This is a genomic window from Rhodopseudomonas boonkerdii (assembly GCF_021184025.1).
Taxonomy (GTDB): Bacteria; Pseudomonadota; Alphaproteobacteria; order Rhizobiales; family Xanthobacteraceae; genus Tardiphaga; species Tardiphaga boonkerdii.
In genome coordinates this window covers 5,442,761-5,466,291 of record NZ_CP036537.1, presented here as the reverse complement: position 1 = coordinate 5,466,291, position 23,531 = coordinate 5,442,761, and the positions used below count along the sequence as shown (strand labels likewise).

The 23,531-nt window shown below is 61.0% G+C and carries 19 protein-coding genes, 1 tRNA gene and 2 pseudogenes; 14 read left to right on the top strand and 8 right to left on the bottom strand.

Annotated elements, in window-relative coordinates:
- Positions 1-18: 18 nt before the first annotated feature.
- Positions 19-1,215 carry a DUF932 domain-containing protein gene (locus E0H22_RS25115; RefSeq protein ID WP_151612164.1) on the bottom strand — a complete coding sequence of 399 codons (1,197 nt, stop codon included), beginning with the start codon at positions 1,213-1,215 and terminating at the stop codon, positions 19-21.
- 1,175 nt (positions 1,216-2,390) lie between these two features.
- Complete coding sequence (locus tag E0H22_RS25110) at positions 2,391-3,968, bottom strand: hypothetical protein (RefSeq protein WP_151612166.1); 1,578 nt, start codon at positions 3,966-3,968, stop codon at positions 2,391-2,393.
- 205 nt (positions 3,969-4,173) lie between these two features.
- Here E0H22_RS25110 and E0H22_RS25105 point away from each other — a divergent pair, with 205 nt between their 5' ends.
- The 10 genes and pseudogenes from E0H22_RS25105 to E0H22_RS25060 all read left to right on the top strand — a co-directional run.
- Positions 4,174-4,596: a hypothetical protein gene (locus E0H22_RS25105; RefSeq protein WP_151612168.1), complete on the top strand. Its 423-nt coding sequence runs from the start codon at positions 4,174-4,176 to the stop codon at positions 4,594-4,596.
- Positions 4,597-4,617: 21 nt separating this feature from the next.
- Entirely contained in the window at positions 4,618-5,187 is a 570-nt protein-coding gene (locus E0H22_RS25100; protein WP_151612170.1) for a hypothetical protein, read from the top strand.
- Positions 5,188-5,244: 57 nt separating this feature from the next.
- Positions 5,245-6,150 carry a hypothetical protein gene (locus E0H22_RS25095; protein ID WP_151612172.1) on the top strand — a complete coding sequence of 302 codons (906 nt, stop codon included), beginning with the start codon at positions 5,245-5,247 and terminating at the stop codon, positions 6,148-6,150.
- A gap of 72 nt (positions 6,151-6,222) precedes the next feature.
- A complete protein-coding gene (locus tag E0H22_RS25090) occupies positions 6,223-6,915 on the top strand; it encodes a hypothetical protein (RefSeq protein ID WP_151612174.1) in 693 nt (230 codons plus the stop codon).
- A 68-nt stretch (positions 6,916-6,983) separates the two neighbouring features.
- On the top strand, positions 6,984-8,255 hold the full coding sequence (locus E0H22_RS25085; protein ID WP_151612176.1) for a hypothetical protein: 1,272 nt from the start codon (positions 6,984-6,986) through the stop codon (positions 8,253-8,255).
- 139 nt (positions 8,256-8,394) lie between these two features.
- Positions 8,395-9,243: a hypothetical protein gene (locus E0H22_RS25080; protein WP_151612178.1), complete on the top strand. Its 849-nt coding sequence runs from the start codon at positions 8,395-8,397 to the stop codon at positions 9,241-9,243.
- A complete protein-coding gene (locus E0H22_RS25075) occupies positions 9,236-9,607 on the top strand; it encodes a hypothetical protein (protein WP_151612180.1) in 372 nt (123 codons plus the stop codon). Before E0H22_RS25080 ends, E0H22_RS25075 begins: the two co-directional genes overlap by 8 nt.
- A gap of 17 nt (positions 9,608-9,624) precedes the next feature.
- Complete coding sequence (locus E0H22_RS25070) at positions 9,625-11,376, top strand: type IV secretion system DNA-binding domain-containing protein (protein WP_151612182.1); 1,752 nt, start codon at positions 9,625-9,627, stop codon at positions 11,374-11,376.
- Positions 11,377-11,514: 138 nt separating this feature from the next.
- On the top strand, positions 11,515-14,145 hold the full coding sequence (mobF, locus tag E0H22_RS25065; RefSeq protein WP_151612184.1) for a MobF family relaxase: 2,631 nt from the start codon (positions 11,515-11,517) through the stop codon (positions 14,143-14,145).
- A 336-nt stretch (positions 14,146-14,481) separates the two neighbouring features.
- Positions 14,482-14,919 (top strand): annotated as a pseudogene (locus tag E0H22_RS25060) (recombinase family protein); the annotation flags it as partial.
- Positions 14,920-14,934: 15 nt separating this feature from the next.
- Here E0H22_RS25060 and E0H22_RS25055 read toward each other — a convergent pair.
- On the bottom strand, positions 14,935-15,177 hold the full coding sequence (locus E0H22_RS25055) for a hypothetical protein (protein WP_233023620.1): 243 nt from the start codon (positions 15,175-15,177) through the stop codon (positions 14,935-14,937).
- Between E0H22_RS25055 and E0H22_RS25050 the strand changes: the two are divergent.
- Positions 15,097-15,558 (top strand): annotated as a pseudogene (locus tag E0H22_RS25050) (recombinase family protein); the annotation flags it as partial. The gene E0H22_RS25055 and the pseudogene E0H22_RS25050 overlap by 81 nt on opposite strands.
- A 105-nt stretch (positions 15,559-15,663) precedes the next feature.
- On the opposite strand, the gene E0H22_RS25045 reads toward E0H22_RS25050, so the two are convergent.
- The 5 genes from E0H22_RS25045 to E0H22_RS25025 form a co-directional block, all read right to left on the bottom strand.
- Positions 15,664-16,131: a hypothetical protein gene (locus E0H22_RS25045; protein ID WP_233023619.1), complete on the bottom strand. Its 468-nt coding sequence runs from the start codon at positions 16,129-16,131 to the stop codon at positions 15,664-15,666.
- Positions 16,117-16,193 (bottom strand) — tRNA-Arg (locus E0H22_RS25040). The genes E0H22_RS25045 and E0H22_RS25040 overlap by 15 nt, the downstream gene beginning before the upstream one ends.
- 494 nt (positions 16,194-16,687) lie before the next feature.
- Complete coding sequence (locus tag E0H22_RS25035) at positions 16,688-17,749, bottom strand: polysaccharide deacetylase family protein (protein ID WP_233023618.1); 1,062 nt, start codon at positions 17,747-17,749, stop codon at positions 16,688-16,690.
- A gap of 115 nt (positions 17,750-17,864) precedes the next feature.
- A complete protein-coding gene (locus tag E0H22_RS25030) occupies positions 17,865-18,269 on the bottom strand; it encodes a YccF domain-containing protein (RefSeq protein ID WP_233023617.1) in 405 nt (134 codons plus the stop codon).
- A gap of 91 nt (positions 18,270-18,360) precedes the next feature.
- Complete coding sequence (locus E0H22_RS25025; protein WP_233026549.1) at positions 18,361-20,070, bottom strand: putative bifunctional diguanylate cyclase/phosphodiesterase; 1,710 nt, start codon at positions 20,068-20,070, stop codon at positions 18,361-18,363.
- Positions 20,071-20,662: 592 nt separating this feature from the next.
- Here E0H22_RS25025 and ssuD point away from each other — a divergent pair.
- Genes ssuD through E0H22_RS25010 form a run of 3 tightly spaced genes read left to right on the top strand, consistent with a single transcriptional unit; the run spans position 20,663 to position 23,510 of the window.
- A complete protein-coding gene (gene ssuD, locus E0H22_RS25020; protein ID WP_233023616.1) occupies positions 20,663-21,820 on the top strand; it encodes an FMNH2-dependent alkanesulfonate monooxygenase in 1,158 nt (385 codons plus the stop codon).
- A gap of 20 nt (positions 21,821-21,840) precedes the next feature.
- Positions 21,841-22,647, top strand: coding sequence for an aliphatic sulfonate ABC transporter permease SsuC (gene ssuC / locus E0H22_RS25015; protein WP_233023615.1), 807 nt, complete (start codon positions 21,841-21,843; stop codon positions 22,645-22,647).
- Between the two features lie 26 nt (positions 22,648-22,673).
- Positions 22,674-23,510, top strand: a complete 837-nt coding sequence (locus E0H22_RS25010) for an ATP-binding cassette domain-containing protein (RefSeq protein ID WP_233023614.1) — start codon at positions 22,674-22,676, stop codon at positions 23,508-23,510.
- Positions 23,511-23,531: the final 21 nt, after the last annotated feature.

Here is a 23,531-nt window from a genome sequence, read left to right as displayed (position 1 = left end):
GGGGCGGCGCGATCGGTCTTAGTTAGCACGATCGAGCAACTTCTTGGCCTTCGCCTCGAGGTCCAACCGGCCGTCCTGGTGCGGCTTGTCGCGTGCCACCGCGGTGATGCCTTGCACGAAGTCGAAGACACTCTCGGGTTTGCGGCCTTCCTCGGCAAGCACCGTCTCAATGATCTTCGCCGTCTCCGACTTGCCAAACCCCCGCTTACGAAGAAACTCGGTGCGCTCCTCATCCGTGCGCGCAACAATCCGCTCTCGCGCCGCCCTGATGCCATTGACGAAGGGTGTCGGCGAGGAGTTGGCGAAGCGAGCGAGCGCCGGCGCAGCCTCGTGGGCGAAGCGGGTAGCCGCGAATTTGGAGTGACGGATGGTGATCTCCTCGAAATCTTCCACACCCCAAAGATTGCGATTCTGGCACACGGCGCGAAGGTAGAAGCTTGCGATCCCAAGCGTCTTGGCACCGACCTCAGAATTCCAGCAATAGAAGCCGCGGAAGTAGAGGTCGGGCGAGCCGTCAGGCAGCTTGCCCGCCTCGATGGGGTTGAAGTCGTCGACCAGGAACAGGAACACGTCCCGGTCGGAGGCGTAGAGGGTGGTGGTCGCTTTCGTGATGTCAACTCGCGGATTGTAGATGCCGGTCGACCAGTCGAGCACGCCGGGGACCTTCCAACGCGTGTCGCCGGTGCCGTTCCCGGCAATTCGCTGCACGGCGGCCACAAGCTCTTGGTCAAAGATGCGGCCGTAATCTGGGCTTGTGACCGCCCGTAGTTCAACGCGGCCCTCCTCGACTTCGAGCGTCTTGATCAGCTCTGCTCGATTCGAGGTCAGTCCGTATTGCAAGTTGATGGCCGCGAGTGGCGCCGGAAGCTGCCGCAAATACGCGGATGGCGCGCCCACCATCGTTGCGAGCTGACCGAAGCTCCAATGGGTTGGCGACAAAGGTGCGCTCTCGCCCGGCAACATGAGCGTCAGCCGCTCCGCGTTATCGCGATTGGCTTCCACCCGGATCGCCTCGCTTTCGACTGTCCGGGTCCGGCTTCGCTCGGCGCGGCCCTGAACGGCGGCGTGAAGCTCGGTGAGCGACAAGTACCGCTCGTCCGCCGGCCGGGAGAACCATTCCGAGGAGACGCGACCGACGCGCTCACCGCGGCTCACATCCACCTTATAACCGCCATGCTCATCGCGAGCGGCGTGCAGGACATTCAGTTGCGTCATGGGATATCTCCACGACGGGCGCCGCGAGACTCTCTCGGCTGTCAACCCGTCACAGAAATTCCGGCCATACTCTGACTCTGAAATGACTGAATTTTGATAGGATATGCGCGATCGAACTTTGGCTCGAATGAGTGCATTCTCCTACGGAAGCAGGCGGACCAGGGTCGCTGGCGCTCCGAATGCCTCCATAGCGATGGACCCTATGACCCCGATGCCCGAGGTACATAGTGAAACGGATCATAGCCCGCCTTGTTAAGTGATCGGCAAAAGAGGACGAACTCTCGCTTCGATAGCATCTTGAACCTTGGCTTGATTGCGCATGATCAAGTGAGGCAAGTTCGAACCAGATTGCCGAGCGAGCGCCGGCGTTAGCGCGGCGTGCGGCTGATCGATGCGTAGGATCGGACTCCACCTGCTCAGGCATCGTTCCACCAGCTCGTCGACGATATCGTTTCTCACTTCAAAGAGATCCTCCCATGCCGAGATCACAAGCGTACTGTCGCCGGCCCTCTTCAAGAATTTCGTTAGTTGCGGACGTCGGACATCGTCGGTCTCCAATAAGACTCTTGAGACGCAAGGTGACCACTGAGCCCCTCGAGGCTGACGCAAGAACGGCGAAAACCATTTTGGGTCTGCCGTCTCAACAACGCTGAAAAATGCTTCAATCGCCCCGATGTGCCTGCCGTTGTCCTCGGCATCCCGCTTGTGGCGTACGGACTCTCTTCCCCTTGCCTTTACGTAGCCGATAAAGGGTACAGCAATTCCCACAACTGCCTCATCTCTGATTGATGACGTTTGCGCCGGCGCCGCCGCGGAGCACCAGCCCAGAGAAGGCATTAGCATCGGTCAAAGGTAACGATTTCGTTGAATGCATCTGCTGAAGCGATGCATTGGTTAATTACTTGGCGATAGAGCCCGCCACTACTTCGATCTTTGAGGGTTGCGAGATGGGAACAACCGGCGCCCAGGTCAAGCTCGAAGACGACTAAGAAGCAGGTATTCTCACATGGCTGTGTTGCCACTCCAAACAGCAGTGGCCAGGCGATAAATTGTGGATTCCCGGCAAACTGAATTGTCTAACCTGCAAGGGGGCACCGGCCCGCGTCCGGTGCCCCCTATGGTCCCGATGATCTGGAAGTCCCAAGGGCTGGTGCGTGGGAGCCCGGGGCGCGGGTCTAGTTACCCGTGCTCTTGAGCGCGTACGTGGCCGCGCTCCATTTTCCGATCGGCAAATTGCGGATCAAGACGAAACCTGCAGCGCGCGTTCCCGTCAGATTGGCGACGAACGTCGCGAATTTCTGGCGGGTTGTGCCGTGGCCTTCTGCAAGCTGGCGCAACTTCAGATCAAGCTCGCTCACGCGAACAGCGCGGTCGCCATAGAGCCGGTGCCATTCCTGGAAGAATTCAAGGAGCTGGAGGCGATCCGGGTCGTCACGCTTGGCATCCGCAATCCGGCCGACCGGATCAGGACAACCCAGTGCAAGCAGCGGATCGCGGCACCACTCGGCCCACTGTTCGAAGCTTCCGAGCTCGAGACCCGGCTTGGGGCGGTTCTGACGGCCCCACCGCCAGATCGTCAGTGCGGCAGCGAGCAGTTCGCCGCGCTGCCGGTCTACCATCGCGGAAAAATTTCCATCGAAGGCTCGACGCTCGGGATCCTCGCATCCGGCGTCCAGATTGACGAACAGAAATCGGCGCGCCAGGTCTTCGGCGACCCGGACGGCGTTGCCCGTGATCGCCAGAAAGACGTTCGTCGTCACCGTGACCATCTTGGTATTGATACCGAACGGGCGGATGGAGCAGGGATTTTCCGTGGCGATCTGAGCCAAAAGGTTCGATTTCAGAGTCTCCGAGTTGACGTTGTCCAGGAAGATAACGGGATCGGCCTCGACGAGCGAAGCGGTCAGGCGCTTCTCCAGCTCACTTTGCGCGCCCGGACTCGTGAACGGCCTCGGCACCGTGTTGTAGGCGATGCGCGCGATGGATCGGACGAGCTTGCCCTTCCCGGTGCCGGCGCCGGAGAGCTGCGGCGAGCGGAAAACAAAGCCAGGGGCCAACGGCAGACTGGGTCGGCAGACGGCCGTAAGCACGGCGCAAAGGTGACTTGTCTCGTCGATGCCCGGCGGCTTCGACAGATCGATGGCACTCGTGCTCGCCGAGCGACTCACCATGCATGCATCGGCGAAGGGGAATGTCGCGAAGGCGCTGCGCAAGATGCGGAGCGCCCTCTCTGCCTGCAGTCTCGACGGACGCTCTGGGATGCCGGGCGCATCGATACCTGCGCACCAGTGGCCGGTCTCAGGGTCATAACCCTGAGCGACTCGGATATTGCCATCGTCCGAGAGGATCGGAGCGCGGCAGATGCCGTTCAATTGGCCGACTGTCCATTTGTCGTGGAGATTGAGGTACAGGCGTGCAACGCGGTCCGGCAGCGTCACCGGCTCAAGCACAATCTCACCCTGAATGATCTTTTGAAGGACCGGCCGGCAGACGCGGTGGCCATGATTTACCACGTCATGAACAGTGATCGGCCGGGCGGTTGGTCCGCGCTCTGACTCCACCACCTTCACCAACGCCTCGGCCCTCTGAAAGAAGGTGTCGGCCGCCGACAGCCGGTCAGCCAACCGTGCGGCGGCGGCCGGCAGATCCGCCCGATCGATAATCAGGTCGGGCAGCCGAACGGGTGCATTCTTTGGAGATGTGGGCGTTGCGCTCTCCTGTTTGCGCTTATTCATCGAGACGGCTTTCGACATTGGTCTCGCTTTCACTGCTGCTGCGGCTGTTCGGCGCAGCTTCAGGGCGACTCGTACACGCAAACGCGGCGGAAACTTCCCGGGCCCCCCCCGGAAGTTTGCGCACGACGATGAACTACGCTTGCCGCCGGTGACGGTGTGCGGCCGTCGTCTCCGCGAGTACCGATTGACGCCGCGTCGGCGGCCTAGACACAGGACTAGTCACATGGACATGAACTTCGACTCCGATCCCGAGCATGGCAAGCGATCGGACGAGCCGGAGCCGCGCATCTCGAAGGCCCGCCTGAAGCGGGACGGCTGGCGGGAGGTGCGCGCGTTCATCGAGCCGATCGAGTCGTTGACTGGCTCGACGAACGAGAAGCGTGAGACTCGGACTGACGCCGAGCGAAAGGCCGATCAGCGCCAGCGTCAGCTGGCCGACGGCCTGAAGCAAATCAATGTCGTCGCCCCGGAAGATAACGACGCCCGCGTCCTCATCATGCAGGTCGCGAAGGCTATCAGTTCAAAGGTGGTTCGCCGCGACATCGCTGCCATTCTGGCCGACCGCGATCTCGTGAAGATCGGTCGCAAGGTGAGGCGGCTCCGTGGCAATGCGGCCGACCAGGTCCGCGCGCTGCTGAAGCTTTAGACCACATAAGGAGCTATGACGATGAGCAAGCTGTACTACGCTGAACCGGAGCTTCGTGAATCCCAGGAACTGCGCGATCTTTTCCGTCTCCCGGTCGGGTTTACGCCGGACACGCCCGGCGCACGCCTGGCGATGGCGGTCGACCACTACACCACCGAGGCCTACACGCGGAGATCTGATCGCGACGCCGCCTGTGGCGTGACCGCTCATCCGGATATCACGTATGCTGCAGTAGCGGCATCCTCCGTGAAGAAGACTGACGAAATCGGCTGCGGCTATGCCATCCATCACCCCGATTTCGAGAAAGTGCTTGATCCGATCTTCTCCCGGGCGGTCAAGCGGCTGATCGCCAACATGGCCGCTGCTGACCAGAAGGCAGAAGACCCGATCGCCACGGAAGTCCTGTCCATTGCACGGACTTGCTACAAGATCGAAACCATCGGCGAGCGCGACATCATCCGCTTCCGGCTCGCATGGAACGCCTTCGAAGAGAAGCCCGATCGCACGACGATCGAACAGACGTGCGCCTTCCTCGAGGACAGGCTCCATCTTGCATTCTTGCCGACGCCGCCGCGGCGCAAGGCTCATTAGGACAAGCGCAAACAGCGAGCGCAGCTGAGCAGGCTCGACAACAACAGGACACTCACAATGAGCGATTTGATCCCCGATCAGACTATCGTCCAGGCTCGGCTGTTGGACTTCTGGCCGATTCAGGCGAAGGGGCGCGCAGCTCTCCCGCCCTGCCTGGACCTGTTGTACGGATCGGGACACCTCAGGCTGACCTACGCCCAGATGGAGGATTGGGTGTTGGTGACGCCCGAGTTAATCCGGATCGCCGTTCCTGAGATCGCAAATATGGATCTCTTTCGCAACGGAATGGGCGTCGGCGGCGCTCTGCGCAAGGCCCTGGTTGATCTGCGCTGCGCCGCGATCGCTGATCGTGGAATCCTCACTGCGTGCGGCGAGGTCAAGAAAACTCTGCAGAGCCTCGCCGAGCAGCCGGACGGCCGTGGCGCCGATCCCGTTGACAACGAATTCGATGATCCGGTGATGCAGCCGTACGATCGCTGGTGGTATGGCGTCGAGCGCAACGGAAACGAAGCCTCCGTCGACAAGCCGCAGGTGTTGGCGTTCCCGATCACGCACGTCAATCGTGCGAGGGAGCGCAATCCCAACCTCGTCATCGATGAATTGTATGAGCTGCTGGCAAACGGCCTCAACCCGGTGACGGCGAGCATCGGCGTGCCCAAGCACAGCTCCGACTATGCGGGGGTGCGCGCCGAATGGATCGAGATCGCGATCGAGTCTCTCGTGGCGAGCATCGAGGAGGCCGTGAAGGGCTGGCCGGTCCTCCCGGGCGAGCCGTTCCAGCAGATCGTTTGTGTCGACGGGGACGCTTTCTTCATCACGCTCGACACCATCGAAGGCGTGACCGTGGCCTCGGTGACGGCATCCAGGTCCGCGCTGGAGGAGTTCAGCCTGGAAGTCCACAGGGTTGGGCACGTCCACCTGGCACGCGGTCTGGCGATGCTGCACCGAGCCTCGGTGTCCTGAGTGACTACGACTAGCCCCAAACCCGCCGACGCTGCGGCTGCCGAGCACAGACACAAAGTAGGAGTAGGCAACATGGCAAAGAGCAGCCCGGAGTGGCGTGAACCGACGGCCGATCGCAGGCAGCTCGATCGCTCAATGGCCCGCGAGAGCGAGCTCGCGTCGCGGTACCGTCACATCCGCAGCCATATGAACGTGACGCAAGCGCTGGAAAAGCTTGACGGGATCGAGAACGCAGGATTCCAGGACCTGCTGGCGCAACTCGCCGATCTCAGTGTGGTTATCGGCGCCGACGCCGTTCTCCCCAGGCACCTGGCGCGCCGTCAGGAAAGATTTGGGTTGACGCTGGTCGTTCCGGGACACGAGCCGCTGATCTGGCTCAATCTGCTCAAGCACGACAACGTCGCCGGTCTCGTCGACACCGTTGTCCACGAAGCTGTTCATTCCACGATCCGGCATCTCGGTCGTCTGCCGCGTACGCCGGAGCCCGACGAAGCGATTGCTTCCTATGGTGAGGAAGTCGTCGCCCTTGCCGGGGCGAACCTCATTCTGCGGAGGATCAAATTTTCCGCGCGTCGCGAAATCGCGCGGAACATGATTGCGCTGGCCAATTGCAAGACGGTCCTCGGCCAGCTCGGATGCAGTGAGCGGTTCCTGCGCGACCGGATTGCTGAGGCGGAGGTTGCCGCATCCTTCCTCACTGATTTCGGCATCGATGTCGCCGCTCCCACCCTGGAAGCGATTCAGTCGCGCGCCGGCCGCAAGTAGGCAGTCTGCGGACGGACGAACTGAGAACAATCGATACACAAGCAAGTACCTTTGAGGAGCAGCATCGCGTGAACAATCTCCCGAGGATCCTCCAAAAGATCGAGAGGTTGGCCGCCGCGTGCCGCGCAGAGGTCGAGGCCTCTGATCGTCCGATCGACGCTTTGCCCATGCAATGGGTGTTGCCGTTCTTTTTCGTGCACCCCGACCATGCCGCGGAATGGTGGCAAAGCGTTCGTCCAGAGGTCTGGGAGCGGATTCATCGTCTAAAACAAGAGCCGGAGCGCCTGATCATTTCGGAAGCGGAGTTGCAGAGGACGCCGTTCGCGTTGTCGCACGCGGAAATGCAACAGTTCCGCACTGGGCCGCTACTTCGGATGTTGTCGCTGGTGGACTTGCGACTCGCTCGACAACGCGGCGGCCGGCTCAAGCGTGAGGTCGAGCTCACCGTTCGCGAGGCGTTGGAATTCGAGGTCTTTCGGCGAGATCCGGAAATCGGTGCCCTGCTGTCCTGCATGCACGCGCAGTTCGATGGCGCTGAGGTGTCGGTGGTCAAGGGCGCCGGCTTGAATACGCTTGCAGAGCTTGCCTGGGTGCCCGGGATCCCGACCAAAGGAAAGGCGGCAGACGACGGCCTCAGCGAGGAAGATCGCCGTCTTGCGCTGTTCGAGACGCTGAGGTCGGAAGGCGAAAAGCTCGCGGTCCGCTGGCTCCCGGGCCTGACCGACCCAGCCCAGGCAGAAGCAGCCGTCATCGGGCAGATTCGCGATTGTGTTGACGGCGCCCGCTGGTCGCGAGCGGAGTTCGAGGATGCGATCAAGGCTGCGGCGAACTGGGTCCACACGCTGGCGAAGGCGTGCTTTCATACCAAAGAGGTCGCAGAAGAAAAGCACCAGCTCGCCAAGCGCGCGAAGGACGTTGAAGCGTTGAAGCGGACGCCGAAGGGCAATGATCCCTTCCACCGAGAGCCGATGACGCTCCAGCAGCATGAACTGTTCATCAGAAACGAGTTTTCGGCGGTCGAGCTGGCGTTCATTGCGGTGGCCGCCGATGTCGATCCCAATCTCGTCGCTGTCAACCACATGCTCGCGACCCCGGAATTTCGGCTTGCTCGCAAGCTGGGCCAAATCGGCCGCGGGCATCAAGCCGTCTTCGACCCCGAAGAGGTCAAGGACCTGGACGAGCTGATCTTGGGCGAGAAGGGCCGTGCCGAGGGCGCGATGTACCGCGATGTTCACCGGTATTTGGCCAAGTGCGTCCTCGACATCCTGGTACTGCCTGAGGGGAAGGATCGGCTGAGCAAAGCGATCGCTCACGGACAGAATTTTACGCCTCTGGACTAGGTCCGGCTCTGAGGTTGCGACAGCGGAAGGTCGAATTCCTGACCTCCCGCACAATTCGGTCATTCATTTCCGAGACGGGTACCGGGCGCGCGGGCTCCTCTGACTATGGATCGCTGAAGATCCCAGCCGAGAGGAAATCATGTCGAAGAAGATGCGTAATTCCGGTGAGAGCGCGGCGCTGCCGCTGAAGTTGCCCGCAGCCACGATCATCACGCAGGACAAAGGTGGGGATGGAAAGAGCCTGGTCGGCCACGCGCTGTCGGAGCGCGCGCGGATTGCCGGCATCCCCACCGGGATCGTTGAGGTCGACACCCAGGGAAAGTCGCTTTCGATCCTGGGGTCACAGGTCGTGTCGATCGCGACCGACGTCAAGCTGGCGCGCCGCGATCCCAGCGCCGCACTGCGCGCTCTGACGCCGCTGTACGACGTCCTCGAGATGATGGCCATGGCGGGCGGCCTCGGCGTCGTCGAGTTCGGCGCCAACGAAGCTGCGCGCGGCGCATTGTGGGCGGGGATGGTGGACCTACAGGAGGATCTCTCGGCGCTCGGCGTCGAGGTCTTCGTGATCACGCCGTTCACCGCCCAGGCTGAGTCGATGCGTCGGGGTGCGAAGTCAGCTTCGAGCTTTCTCGAAGTACTCCCCAACGCTCGTCTGGTTTTGATCGAGAACCAGCGCGATGGCGCCGTGAGCGATCTGCATCCGGCGAGCGATGCCGCGGAGGCATACCGCACCTCGATCATGCCCCTCGCCAAAAACGCGATCACCCTGCGCATGCCGATGATCGAGGCCGGCAGTTGGCGTCCCTTTGAGGCGCGCGGCGCGCGCCTCGTTGATGCGGTGACGATGCCGATCGACGAGATCATGAGGGTGACGGGACTGCCGCGGCCCGAGGCCAAAATGATCCGCGGCGATGTCGCGGCCTGGTGCTCGGAAATGTTTGCCGAGTTCGACAAGCTGATCGCGTTCGAGGGCGGCAACAATGGCTAGCGAAGCCTTCGAGGAAGTGGTCGCCACGGCCACGGCGGATGCTTTCGCCAGCCGCAAGGAACTCGGCTGCAACTACGCAGCCGAGTTCCGAGAGGATCCGGAAAGCTTCGATCCGCGCAAGCTCATCCCACTCGGCAAGGAGGGCCTGCTGTCCTTCGTCACGACCGTGAGCGTACCGACGCGCGGCATCGACACGACGATCCAGCCCGAGGTCGAGGTCGAACTCACCGAGCAGACGTCGGCCGATCTCGGCTGGCGCGACAAGCAGACCGTGCCGCTCCCGTTCGAGATCTCCGCCCTGCTGTTCGGCGCCTTGGCGGGAATCGGAATCGTGTTCGGTTTGGCAATAGCACTGACCATCTGACAGCGAGAAAATCCATCATGAACAATCCCATCCGGCTGTTTCAGCCCGCCCTGCTCGTGGCGCTCGGCGCTGCCCTGATCACGCTCGTCGCGGGCGCGATCTCGCTCTTTCTCATCGCGCCGCCAACCGTCGACGTGCTGTTCCACGGCAACGTCAGCCTCGCCAGCGACGTCGCCTTTCACGAAATCCTTCAGAACCTTCGGGGCGAGAGGTGCGGCCATTCGAGCTGGCCGATCGTGTGCCGGCTTGACTGGATCCAGGCGATCACAGCGCAGTTGCTGGAGTCACCGATCGGAGCCAGGCGGCTTGCCACTATCGCTCTTGCGGTTCTGGCGGCAAGCGGCTTTGCCTTTTGCTTCGCTTATGCTGATACTCCGCCGATCGAGAACCTCACAGTCACGCGCGGCCGGCGCATCGAGACCGGACCTTATGCGTTCCGCGCGCTGCGCCATGCGGTTCATCGTCACGGCCCGCCGCAGGCGCATGATCTGTGGCTCCTCCCGCAGGTGCAATTGAATGCGGCTTCCGCAGCGCGCAACCTCTTGTTGGTCGGCACGCAAGGGTCGGGCAAGACCGGCTTGTTGCGGGCATTTGCCGAACAGTACCTCAATGATCTGAGCGGCCGGACATTCGTGTTCGACGCGAAGGGGGACATGCTGGCCGGCTTGCCCGTGGATTCGATGATCCTGGTGGCTCCGCAGGATGCGCGCGGGTGGGCGATCGACATCGGCCGCGAGATTACCAATCCTCTCGTCGCACGGGAATTCGCGGCGAAATGCGTCCCGGTCTCCGAGCAGGATCCGATGTGGGGCCATGCGACGCGGAGCCTCCTTGCCGATATCATCATGGCGCTACGCGCGCGCTCGGGTGATGCCTGGGGCTGGAGCAACCTTGCCGAGGCAGGACTTTCCTCGCTGGCAGATATTCGCCGGATGCTGCTCGAGAGCGGCGGGAAGAGCGCTGCACTATTGAATTTCGGCGACGATCCTGAAGAAAACCGCACCGTCATGTCAATCCTGATCACGCTCTGGGTGACGGTTTTGAGCGTGATAGAGCCGCTCGCGCGCGCCTGGTCGGAGGTCGACTCATCGCGGCGGTTCACCGTGCGCGACTGGCTGGCGCCAGGCTCCCAGCTCCCGCGCACGCTGCTTCTGCAGAAGTCGGGCGAGTATGCCGAGCTTTCTTCCACGGTCGGCAGCTTCTTGGCGGAGCGGGTGGCCGCCGGGGCGCTCGTCTCCACTCGCCGTCGCGCCGGCACGGAGCACCTGACCATGCTGCTCGATGAATTCCCGGAGGTGCCAATCGAGCGTCTGCCGCGACTGCTCGCGCTTGGGCGCGAACTGCATGTGAACACGATCGCCACCGTGCAGGACCTCGGTCAGATCACCGCTATGTTCGGTCAAGAGCAAGGCTCAGTTGTCGAAGCGCGCTTTGGCATTCGATTGGTTCTTCGTCTGGAGCCGGGCGAAACCGCACAACGGATCTGCGAAGTCTGGGTCGGACGCCGTCAGGTCCGCAGGCGCCGCGATGCAACCGTGGAGGAGTTGGCCCGAGGGATCACCAAGCCGATGGAGACCGTTTGGGACGATACGATCACGACCGACTTCCTCTCGGATGCGCTCGGCGTGTTCGAGATGTCAGCCGGGAAAACGATCCGCGTCCTGGTGACGGGCTTTCCGACGCTCGCTGTCGTCGACGTCCCGCTGACGACCTGGGCTGATCGGCGCGAAGCGCACATCCCGGCACCCTGGATTGCCGACGCTGGATGATGCGGCGGCAAGGAGGAAAACGGGCATAACAGCCGATCGAAGGTCGAAATCAGCTGATGAGCAAAAAGCTCATTCATTTCCGAGACCCCCATTACCACGAGCTTTAATTGGAAGGCCTCCCATTCGGAGGTCTTCTTCGTGGTTGCAACCTGGAATCCGGCAGCAAGCGCCAGCTACTACACGCGCCAGACCGAGTATTACCTCGGCGACGCCGAACCTGCGGGCCTCTGGTACGCGCCGGCGGGTGATTTTGGCGTTGTAGACGGCGCGCAAGTCGAGCGCGAGACCTTCGAGCAATTGTACAATGCCGTCGACGCGGATGGGCAGCCCCTGCTGGATAACATCCGCCGCCATAAGGAGCGGACAAGCGCGTTCGACGTGACACTCAGCGCGCCGCGCTCGGTATCCCTGGTCTGGGGGCTGGCAACGCCCGAGACGAAGCGTCTCATCGAGGCTGCGCAGCAGCGAGCCGTCAGGGCGACGCTGAGCATGCTGGAGCGCGAGGCGACCTGGGCACGCCGGGGCCGCAATGGCATGTCGCTCGAGAAGGTCGCACTCACGGCCGCCACGTTTCAGCATGGCGAAAGCCGACCTTCAAAACACGCCGACGGGCGCATATTCGCAGATGCAAATTTGCATACGCATTGCGTATGCATGAACATCTCGACCCGCCAGAGCGACGGCACAATTGGAGCTCTTCACTCCAAGGTGATCCGCGACTGGAAGATGGCGGCCGGCGCGACCTATCACGCCGCCCTCGCACATGAGCTGACGACGCTCGGCTTTGATATCGATCGTGTCGGCAAGAACGGCATCTTCGAAATCGCCGGCGTGGATGGTGCCACGATTACGTATTTCAGCGCGCGTCGTCAGGAGATCGAGGAGGAACTCGCTGAACATGGCGTCACCAGCGGCGAGGCCACCGCACTGGCCGCCGCCATCGCCAAGGCGACGAGAAGCAGCAAGCGGGAGAGTGTAAGTTTCGGGCGCGAGGATGTCTGGCGCGACGCCGCGCAATCGCTGGGCCTCGACACCGGATCATTTTCCGAAAGCTTGAGGGCCCCCTCGAAGGCGCGTAATCAGGAAGCCGACGAAGGGCTGCTCTCCGACCGGTTGGCCGCCCTGCCGGCGATCCTCACCGAACGTGAGAGCGTGATTGAGCGGCGCGAGCTCCTGCGTTCCGTCGCTGCCGCCCTGGTCGGCACCGGCTTGCCAGCCGAGCGCGCCGAAACTGAACTCAAGCGCCTGCTGAGCCAGGGAGCCTTTCTGGAAATTGGGCATGATGCCCTTGGCCTGCCCTGCTATTCGACGCCGGAGATGCTCGCGATCGAGCGGGAGGTCGTCGAACAGGCGCAACGTCTCGCGAACCAGTCCTGGCACTTCGTCGATCAGAAATCGCTGAGGGACCGTTGCGGAGCCTTGGGGCTCACCGCCGAGCAGTCGGAAGCGGCGCTCGCCGCAACGACAAGCTCGGCGGTCGTTATCGTCGAAGGCGCCCCTGGGGTCGGCAAGTCCACACTGCTCGCGCCAGTCTTGCAAGGATACGCGAAAGCCGGATGTCGGGTGATCGGTGCCGCTTCCGCATGGCGAATCGCCAACATGCTCCGGGATGACCTCGGCATCGAAGCCCGGGCAACGGCCTCCTGGATCGCGCGGCTCAAAGCCGGCGAGAAGGTGCTCGACAAGCAGACCGTCCTGATTGTCGATGAGGCCGGCCTGCTCTCCTCGCGGGACATGCACGCGCTGCTTGGCGCCGTCACCGAAGCTGACGCCAAGATCATCCTCGTGGGGGATCGGCAGCAGCTCCAGGCGATCGGCGCCGGTCCTGGCCTAGATCTGGTGGCGCGCGCCGTTGAAGCTGCGCGCGTCAACAACATTGTTCGTCAGCGCGAGGCATGGGCGCGGGAAGCCATCACGGCCTTCGGCGCCGGCCGGGCGGAGCCCGCGCTTGATGCGTTCGCAGAACGCGGTCTATTGATCGAAGCGGACGGCGCCAAAGCAGCGATCACCGAGGTGCTGGATTCGGCAGAGCAAGTTCATGCACGTGACGCCGCGGCCTCGATCCTGATCCTCGCCAAGTCCAACGCCGCAGTGGCCGCGATCTCTCAGGTCGCTCGCGAGCGCCTCAAGCACAGCGGCATCATCCAGGGCCCCGAGGTTAGCTTCGCCGCGGCCACGCCGTCCGGCCACTCAACGCAGATCGCGTTGGCGGCCGGGGACAAGATCAGGTTCCTCGTCCGCGATGACGAACTTGCGGTAGTCAATGGTTCGACCGCGACCATCGTCAAGGTCAGTGAAGCCGCTGTGCCCCTTGGAGATGCAAGTCGCATCATCATCGAGGCCGAAATCGAGGGTCGGCGAATTGCCTTCGATCCGATGCAGCTTGCCGACGCGCAAGGACGCCCCCGCCTTGGTTGGGCTTATGCCTCGACTGTCTACGGCTGCCAGGGCCTCACGGTCGATCATGCCGTCGTGCACCTGGATCACAGCTATAATCGTCATGACATCTACGTGGCGGCAAGCCGCGCGCGGGAGCGGACGACGCTCGTGGTCGATGCCAAGAGCATTGACCGGCGCCTCGCCTCCGAGCTGCCCTTCGATCAGCAGCGTGATGATGTGGTCTTTTCGGCGAGCCAGCGCCAGAACTGGCTCGCCGAACGACTGTCGCGTGCCTCGCCCAAGATTTCCACGCTCGATATCATTGAGGGCTCGCAACCGCTGACGGAGAAGGATCGGCATCATCGGCGGGAGCTCAGCTATGAGCTCTAAGCCGATGGCGGCGCGGTCGCACGTCAAGCTGCGGACGAGAACGGTGGGCGCATACGTTCATGCTCGCGCGGCTACTCCTGATGTTGTGCCGAAGAAGAGAGGGCGCCAACAGCCGCAAGCCGAGGACTTTCACGTGACGCTTGATCTGCCGCTCTCGCCGCCGATCCAGGACCGCGAGTTGCGCGCGATTGAGATCTTGCTTGGCCGAGAGCTCCAGGATTTGCTCGCTATTGTTGAAGATTCTCTGGGAAAATAGCCGTTGACAACCCCTCTGGTGAGATTCACGAATCGAGCGTTGAGAACGCCGTCAACATCAAGTCTCAGTAGAGTTCTGTCATGAACAAGCACGTCTTTCACAATTCGGTTTCCAAGCAGCCTGACGCGACCAAGCGCGTTGCGACCTATTACAGGGTCAGCACTGGGCGCCAGTACGCCAACGAAGCGTCGATTCCGAGCCAGCGGAAAATTACGGCAAGCTTCGCCGATCAAAACGGATACGTCATCATCGAGGAGTTTGTGGAAGCAAAGACCGCGACCGATGATCGCCGGCCCGTGTTGCAGGACATGATCGAGCGCGCCTGTGCGCCCGATCATCCCTACGACGCGATCCTCTTTTATGCATTCAACCGTTTCTTCCGCAACGTCGCCGAGATGGAGCTGACCATCCGCAAATTGCGGAAGCACGGCGTCGACGTGGTCTCGGTCACTCAGCCAACCGGCGACGATCCGAGCCAAATTTTGGTGCGGCAGATCATCGGAGCCTTCGACGAGCATACATCTAGAGAGATATCAAAGAATACAACACGCGCTATGCGCGAGTCGGCGAAACAGGGGTTCTGGAATGGTGCCACGCCGCCGCTGGGCTACAAGATCGTCGAGGCGGAACGCCGCGGCCAGAAGATCAAGAAGAAGCTCGATATTGATGCCGTCGAAGCCGAAACGGTTCGGCTGATGTTCAAGCTTTATCTTGAGGGCGACGGCAAGACCGGCCCGCTTGGCGTCAAGGAGACGACGAAATGGCTGAACAGCCATGGCTACCGCACCCGCCGGGGCGCCACATTTGGTGTCGGGCCGGTCCACAAGATCCTGACCAACAGCTGCTACGCGACCGGACAATGGCCGTATGGCGTGCGCAGCTCGCGCGATGGCAGGAAGTATGACCCTTCGACGGTGATCCAAATTCCCGTGCCCGTGCTGATCGAGCAAGGCGATTTCGATCGCGTGCAGGCGAAGCTCGCTCGCAGCAATCCCAAGACGACGCCGCCGCGGGTCGTGAACGGCCCTTCACTGCTGACGGGTATCGCGGTCTGCGCCTCCTGTGGTTCCGGAATGACCCGGACCGGGACGACCAATCGACAGGGACGGTCGTACTCGTATTATTCATGTGCAGGTTGCCAGCAGAAGGGCAAGTCGGTTTGCAAGGGTCGGCACATTCCGGCGGCGACCCTGGACGAAATCGTCTTAACCAACCTCAAGCAGTGCGTCCTGGCACCCGACCGTATCGCCGACCTCCTGAAATCACTGATCGAGCGTCAGGCGGCAAAGAGCGAGTCCGCGGACGGCCGCCTGCTGGGTTTGCAGAAGGAATTGACCGACTGCGAAGATCGCATGAAGCGGCTTTACCGCTCGATTGAAGACGGCATCGTTGAGCTCGATGATATTTTGCGAGAGCGCACCGCCGCTTTGAAAGCTCAACGGGACCGGGCCAAGGCGGCGCTCGATCATGCCCGCGCCCAATGCGGCATGGCAGCCGCCGTCAATGCTGAGAAGATCGACGCATTCGCCCGGTTGATGAACGCGAAGCTCGATGCGGGCGACACCAACACCCGCAAAGGCTATATCCATTCGATCATCGATGCGGTCGAGGTCGACGACCAAACGATCCGGATCATCGGCAGCAAGGATATCCTCCAGGCGGCCATCGCGGGCAAACAGACCGAGAACGGAAATGTTCGTGGTTTTGTACGCAAATGGCGCGCCCGACACGATTCGAACGTGTGGCCTCCACCTTCGGAGGGTGGCGCTCTATCCAGCTGAGCTACGGGCGCATCGATATTCAGATAGTGTCCGAGATCGACCACGGTCAATCGCGAATTCTAGAATCGACATGGCTCAAACGACGCGGGCTAAAGCCTCGCCGATCATCGCCATTCGTACTCCACAACCTCCTTTCGGTTTGCTTCCGTGGTGCTTCCGCGACCTCGAATGCGATTTTCGTGCTTCCTTCGAGTTTCGCCAATCGCTTGGTTTCACTCGTTTTTTACGACACCCTCGACCATCAGAAAGAGCTTGCATTTGCCTTCGGAGGGCAACGCTCTATCCAGCTGAGCTACGGGTGCATGGGTCCATGATCTAGCCGATTGGCCGGTCTGCGGCAACGGTCGAAGGAGAATTTTCGCGGAAAAGGAACGGTTTGGGCCACGGCGCCGGTTTCGGGGCGCGCCGCTCATGCGACGTTATCCCTCCCTGAATTGAAGTGCGGCGAAGCAAAAATGGCGCCCGGGCGGGGCGCCATTTGAAACCTGGGGAGACTTCCCGCCGTTCAATCCACCGTCTGGATCACGCTGTTGATTGGCCGGGCATTGCTGGTTTTCACCGGCTGCAGCTCGGCCTGGATCGCGGCATCATAGTCCGGCAATGTTGCCAACGTATCCTTGGCGCGAATATGCACGACCTTGTAGCCCCCGGCCTTCAGCTGGGTGAGCAAATCCGGCACGGCGGCGGCCGACCACTTGTGCAGATCGTGCATCAGGATGATGCCTTTGCCTTTTTTCTTCAGCTTCTCCATCACAGAGGCGACGAGCTTGCCTGCATTGTGAATGCGGAAGTCTTCGGAATCGATATCGATGGAGAAGGCGGCAATGTTGCGCTCGGCGAGATAGGCCTTGAGCTCCGCATTCTGTCGCAACTGAGGAAAGCGGAAGAATGGCGACAGCGGTTGCCCGGCCATGAGCGTGATGGCGCTGATGCCGCGTTCGATCTCGTCTTTAGCTTCCTGGGGACTCTTGCTTGCGAGATTCTGGTGCGACCAGGTATGCGTGCCGACGCTGTGACCTGCGGCGATGACCTGCTTCAGCACGGCAGGATGCCACGTGGCGTGCTTGCCGATCGGGAAGAAGACCGCCTGCACGCATTGTGCGGCGAGCGCATTCAGTACAGCAGGGGTTGTCACCGGCCATGGGCCGTCGTCGAAAGTGAGCACAACTTCGCCCGGCTGCAGGAAGTCGTAGTCGCGATATTGCGACATGCCGAGGCCGGGGCCGCCGGTGGTGTCGATCTGTACTGTCCGTGAGACGCCGAGCGCATTCGGATTGTTGCAGACCGGCTTGGTGTAGGTCTGTCTCTTTTCGGCTACGGGTTGTGCGGGCATCGGTGCGACGCTTGGTGCGGTCGCGACGGCCTGCGCTTTTGGCGCTGGCTCGGCAGGTGCCTTGGATGAGGCTTGAGGCCAGCGGGTGTCGATCGAGGCAGTCGTCAGCTCGCCTTTGTCGGTCTTCGCTGCGAATTTGACATCGGCCGGGCCGAGAAAATGCCATGCGCCCGCACCTGCGGCGACAACAGCCGAAACAGCACCAGCAACAACTAAAAAAGGAAGTTTACGCATATCCACTCCGGCGCCCGAGGCCTACCTCAGATCACCATTGAGCGGAATAGTTAACCGAGCGTATGCAGTGTGCACCGTCGGCGGGAAAATTCGTCACAATTCAATAGAGTGCGCGTCAAGCTGGTACAATGGCGCGTCCGATCGGCCAAAGCGCGATGCCGGCGAGCTTGAAGTGCGCCCAAGCAAAGGGAATGCCGACAATCGTAATGGCGAGGCCCAGTGCAGTGACGAGATGCGCAATCGCGAGCCACCAGCCTGCCAGCACCAGCCAGATTAGATTGCCAAGAAAGCCAAGCAGGCCAGTACCGATATCTTCCCGCCCGGTAACGAGCTCGCGGCGTACGGCGCGCTGGCCGAATGGCAACAGCGTATAAGCTGCGATGTTGAAGGCCGCTCGGGCCCAAGGCAGGCCGATGATGGTGATCGCCATGATCACTGCGGCCAGCACCCAGCCTGCGGCCATCCACAGACCGCCGAATACGATCCAGAGGACATTGAGAAGCAGCGGCAGGATGGGCATGGGATCCCCGGGAAATGATGGTTAGCAATCCTTTAACAGATGGTGGGTGCCGACAGAATGACAATGCTCCGCCGTGATCGTGCGAGAACGCCTAGTATTCCCGTCCACCGGCCCGCGAATAAGCCGGTCGGGCGCTGTCGGATGACCTTGTATTCAGCGCCATACGAACATGGCTGTTGGATTGCGGCTGCAGCTCCTCCAGGAAAATTGGTTCGGAGAAGTAGTATCCCTGTGCGTAGCGGATCTTGGTCGCCGCTTGTAAGTAGGCCAGCTCCTCGAATGTCTCGACGCCTTCAGCGATCACCTTCATGCCGAGCGCCTCGCTGAGCGACTCAATGGCGCGCAGGATGCCTTGGCTGCGTGGGCGCTTGTGAATGTCCGTGATGAAGGAGCGGTCAATCTTGATCTCATCGGCAGTGATATCGGCCAACGCCGACAGCGAGGAATAGCCGACGCCGAAATCGTCGATCGAGACGCCGACGCCGATTTCGCGCAGCATCGGCAAAATATCGCCCTGAAAATGGGTCTTGGCGACGAAAGCATCTTCGGTCACTTCCACCATGAAGCGGGTCGGGCAGCCAGTTTCTTTCAGCGCTCGCGCGAAGGAGCGCATGAATTCGGTGTTGCCGGCCTGCTTGGCTGCGACATTGATGCTGATGGTGGCGCCGGAACCGAAGGCTTCATCGATCAGGTCGATTGACTTCATGATCTCGGCGAGGACGAGATGCGTGAGCTCGTCGATCAGGCCGAGTTCAACGGCGAGATTGATGAAAGCCCCCGGCGCCTGGATCACTCCCTTGTCGTCGCGCAGTCGCACCAGGGCCTCGATGCCCTGAATTTCCTTGGTGCGGATATCGACTTTAGGCTGGAATGCGCAGCAGAATCGCTTGTCGAGAACCGCCAGACGAAGCGCTTGCTCGGTCGCCATCCGCGCCAATGCTTCGCTTTCCATACCGGAGTTGAAGAATACCGCGGCGCCCTTGGTGTCGTTCTTTACCTGATACATGGCGATATCCGCATTCTGATGCAGAGTATCGTAGGCGAGGCCATGCTCTGGATAGAGACTGACGCCGATCGATGCCGTCGCGAAGATCTCGGAGGCCTCGATGAAGAACGGTGCGCGAAGTCGCTGCACCAGTCGCTCCAGATAGTCAGCGACCTCCTGTTGGCTCAGGATCGGATTGAGCAGTAGCAGGAATTCATCGCCGGAGATGCGCGACAGCATGTCGGTGGGGCGTAGTTCGAGGCTGATGCGCTTGGCGATCTGCACCAGCAATCCGTCCCCCGTACCGTGACCGTAATAATCGTTGATATGTTTGAAATTATCGATGTCGAGAAAGGCTAGTGCAAAATGGCCCTGACGGCCTTCAGAAGAACGGCCGTCATCGGCAATAAGGTTGCCGACGTGCTTCTCGATCACACGCCGGGTCGGCAGATCGGTCAGTTCGTCGTAATAGGCGCAGCGGAACAGTTCCTCCTCGATGCGCTTCTGCCGGCTGATGTCGCTCGCGCTGGAGAGCAGCAGCGTGCGGTCGCCGATCTGCACCGGCCGGTGCGTAGTCAGATATACCCGCTTGTCGAACTCGGAATTGACACGCTCTTCGAACACGGCCGTGCGGCCGGATTGCATCAAGTCGAGCGCCGTCAGACGTCGGTGCGACAGCGCCTGTTTCACGAAATCGGACGGCTCGTTACCGGCCCGGAAATTCTCCGGCAGTATACCGAACTGCGCGGTGGCCGCATCGTTGACAAGCAGAAATTCACCCTTTTCATCCTGTACGGTCACTGCCGACGGCAGCATGCGGATGATTTCGCGGAGCGTCGAAAATTCGGCAGCAAGAATGTCATGCGTCGATACGCCCACACCGGTCAAAGACAAATTGGGTGGGCGGTCGGTGTCTTCCGAAGGAAGCGGCGAATTGGGGGCGGATGCATTCTGCATGGCTGCGGAACCTCGCAAAACGCTTTGTAAGTTTGGTTAAACCGATCTCTGAAAGGCGGCAGCTATGTAAATGTGGGAGCAATTCGGTGATGCGGCACGCTGACATCATTAACAGGCCGTCAATACAGCGAGGAAAAGCCATCCTCCGGACGGATCTCTTCTAGAATAATTCTGCCCTGTAACGCTTATCCAAAGAACATCATTTTCGCCTTTGCAGCGCAATCGGCATCGTTCGTGCATGGCGATCGTCTACGTCTTTGTGATCGCAAAGGCAGGCATGGAGGAGGGGAGAAAAATGCCCTTCATCGGGCTGTGAAAACGAAACGGATGCCGCGCGGCTAGCCGATGTGACAGTGCGCATGTCGCTATTTTTCTGAACGTCTCGACACGTGGAGGGCGCATCCCCATCATCCCGGTATCGTCATTGCCGTACGTGCGGGACAAATCCTTTATGAGCAATCCGTTGCAAGCCAAAGTGCTCTGGTTTTTGCCAACTCATGGCGATGGCCACTATTTGGCGTCGTCCCATCGTGCACGTGAGATCGATTTCAATTACCTCCGCCAGATCGCGCAGGCCGCAGATCAGCTCGGTTACTACGGGGTGTTGCTGCCGACCGGGCGCAGCTGCGAGGATTCATGGGTTGTCGCCTCGGCCGTTGCGCCATGGACCGAACGTTTGCGCTATCTGGTCGCCGTGCGTCCGGGACTTCAATCGCCCAGTGTCGCCGCGCGGATGACTGCGACGCTTGATCGGGTCACCAATGGGCGGTTGCTCATCAATGTCGTCACTGGCGGAGATCCCGTCGAGAACAAGGGCGATGGCATTTTCCTGCCGCATGACGAGCGCTATGCCGTCACCCGCGAGTTCTTGAACGTCTATAGCGACCTGCTCGCCGGTAAGATCGTAAATTTTGAAGGCAGGCACATCCGCATCGAGGATGGTCGCCTGATCTTCCCGCCAGTGCAGTCACCGCGACCGCCGCTTTATTTCGGCGGCTCGTCTGACGCAGGTATCGATGTCGCTGTCGATACCGTGGACAAATATCTCACCTGGGGTGAGCCGCCGGCGGATGTTGCCGATAAGATCGCGCGGGTGAAGGCGGCTGCCGAGAAACGAGGCCGTAAGCTGTCCTTTGGCATCCGTCTGCATGTGATCGTGCGTGAGACGAATGAAGCGGCATGGGCGGCTGCAGACGATCTGATCAGATATGTCACCGACGACGTCATCGCAAACGCGCAGAAGACGCTCAGTCGGCAAGACTCCGTTGGCCAGCAGCGCATGATGAAGCTGCATGGCGGGCGCCGCGATAAACTCGAGATCAGCCCCAATCTGTGGGCCGGTGTCGGTCTTGTGCGTGGTGGTGCCGGCACGGCGCTGGTGGGTGACGCGGAGACCGTTGCAGCGCGGATTCGCGAATACCAGGATGTCGGTGTCGATACGTTCATTATGTCCGGCTACCCGCATCTGGAAGAGGCCTATCGCTTCGCCGAACTGGTCTTCCCGCTGTTGTCACTGCAGCAGCATGACAATGTTACGTCGTTCCGTGCCCGCACCGGTCCGGTCGGTGAAATCGTTGCCAACGAACATCGGGCGCAAAGCGCGTCGTAAATTCTACAGGCATTCCCATCATGAGCATCGTTGAAATCCTCCCCCGCGCGCGTAGCCTCCGGCTGCCGCGCATCGATGGTCTCGCGCAGTGGATCGTTCCGCTGGTGATCCTGATCGCCTGGCAGGCCGCAAGTGTCACAGGTCTCATGCCGTCACGTGTCATGCCGGCGCCGAGCGATGTGGCAGTGGCCGGCTGGAAGTTGCTGCTGTCAGGCGAACTCGTTCAGAATATCTGGGTGTCGTTCTGGCGCGCATCGATTGGATTCTTGATTGGCGGCAGCATCGGGTTTGCTTTCGGTCTTGCCAATGGCCTGTCGAAGCTTTCCAGCAACCTTACCGACACCACGCTGCAGATGGTGCGTAACGTGCCGCATCTGGCTCTGATCCCGCTGGTCATTCTGTGGTTCGGCATCGATGAGTCGGCAAAACTATTCCTGGTGGCGCTTGGCGTGTTCTTTCCAGTTTATATCAACACGCTCCATGGCATTCGCACGGTCGACCCGCATTTGATCGAAATGGGTCGTATTTACGGGATGTCGAACAGTGAGCTGTTTCGTCGGGTGATCTTTCCGGGCGCGCTGCCGTCGATCTTCGTCGGCGTGCGCTTCGCTCTCGGCATCATGTGGTTGACGCTGATTGTTGCCGAGACCATCGCCGCCTCGTCGGGTCTGGGCTACATGGCGATGCAGGCGCGTGAATTCATGCAGATCGATGTCGTAGTGCTCAGCATCCTGATCTATGCGCTGCTCGGCAAGGTCGCCGATAGCGCGTCACGCCTGCTTGAGCGCCTGACATTGTCCTGGCACCCGGCCTTTCAGAAACACTGAGCGAGTTGAAAAGCGAGCATTCTGACATGACTCTTCAGCAATCCCTTCGCCTCAGCCATGCCGAAGCACAGCGCGCGGAAACACCTGCCAAGGTCGAACAGGCGCTCGCCGAACAAGCTCGCCGTTCGCATCCAAAGCGCGGGGCCGCTCTCACCATTCGCGGTCTGCGTAAAGCATTCGGCGATAATGAGGTTTTACGCGGGATCGATTTGCACATTCCAGCCGGTCAGTTTGTCGCCATCGTCGGTCAGAGCGGTTGCGGTAAAAGTACGTTGCTGCGTTTGATTGCCGGTCTCGAAAAGCCGACGGCTGGCACGATCAGCTTCAGTGAAGGCACCCGCGCCGAAGACATTCGCGTCATGTTCCAGGAGCCGCGTTTGCTGCCTTGGGCCAGCGTGTTGTCCAATGTGGAAGTCGGTCTGGGCCGCGATCGTCAGAAGGCGGATGCGAAGGCTCGGGCCGAACTCGCTCTTGGCGAAGTCGGTCTTGCTGACAAGCGCACGCAATGGCCTTCGGTTCTCTCTGGCGGCCAGAAACAGCGGGTTGCATTGGCCCGTGCACTGGTCAGCCATCCACGCGTACTGGCGCTCGACGAGCCGCTTGGCGCCCTCGATGCGCTGACGCGCATTTCCATGCAGGGTCTTCTCAACCGAGTATGGGTGGATCAGGGCTTTACCTCGATTCTCGTCACGCATGATGTATCGGAAGCCGTTGCGCTGGCCGACCGTGTGCTGGTGATTGAACAAGGGCGCATCGCTCACGATATCACTGTCGATATTGCTCGCCCTCGCCAGCATGGCGCAGCCGATCAGGCCGCGCTAGAGGGCGAGATTCTTCGCAATCTGCTCGGCACGGACGTCTAGTCATTACCTGCGAGGCCGCCA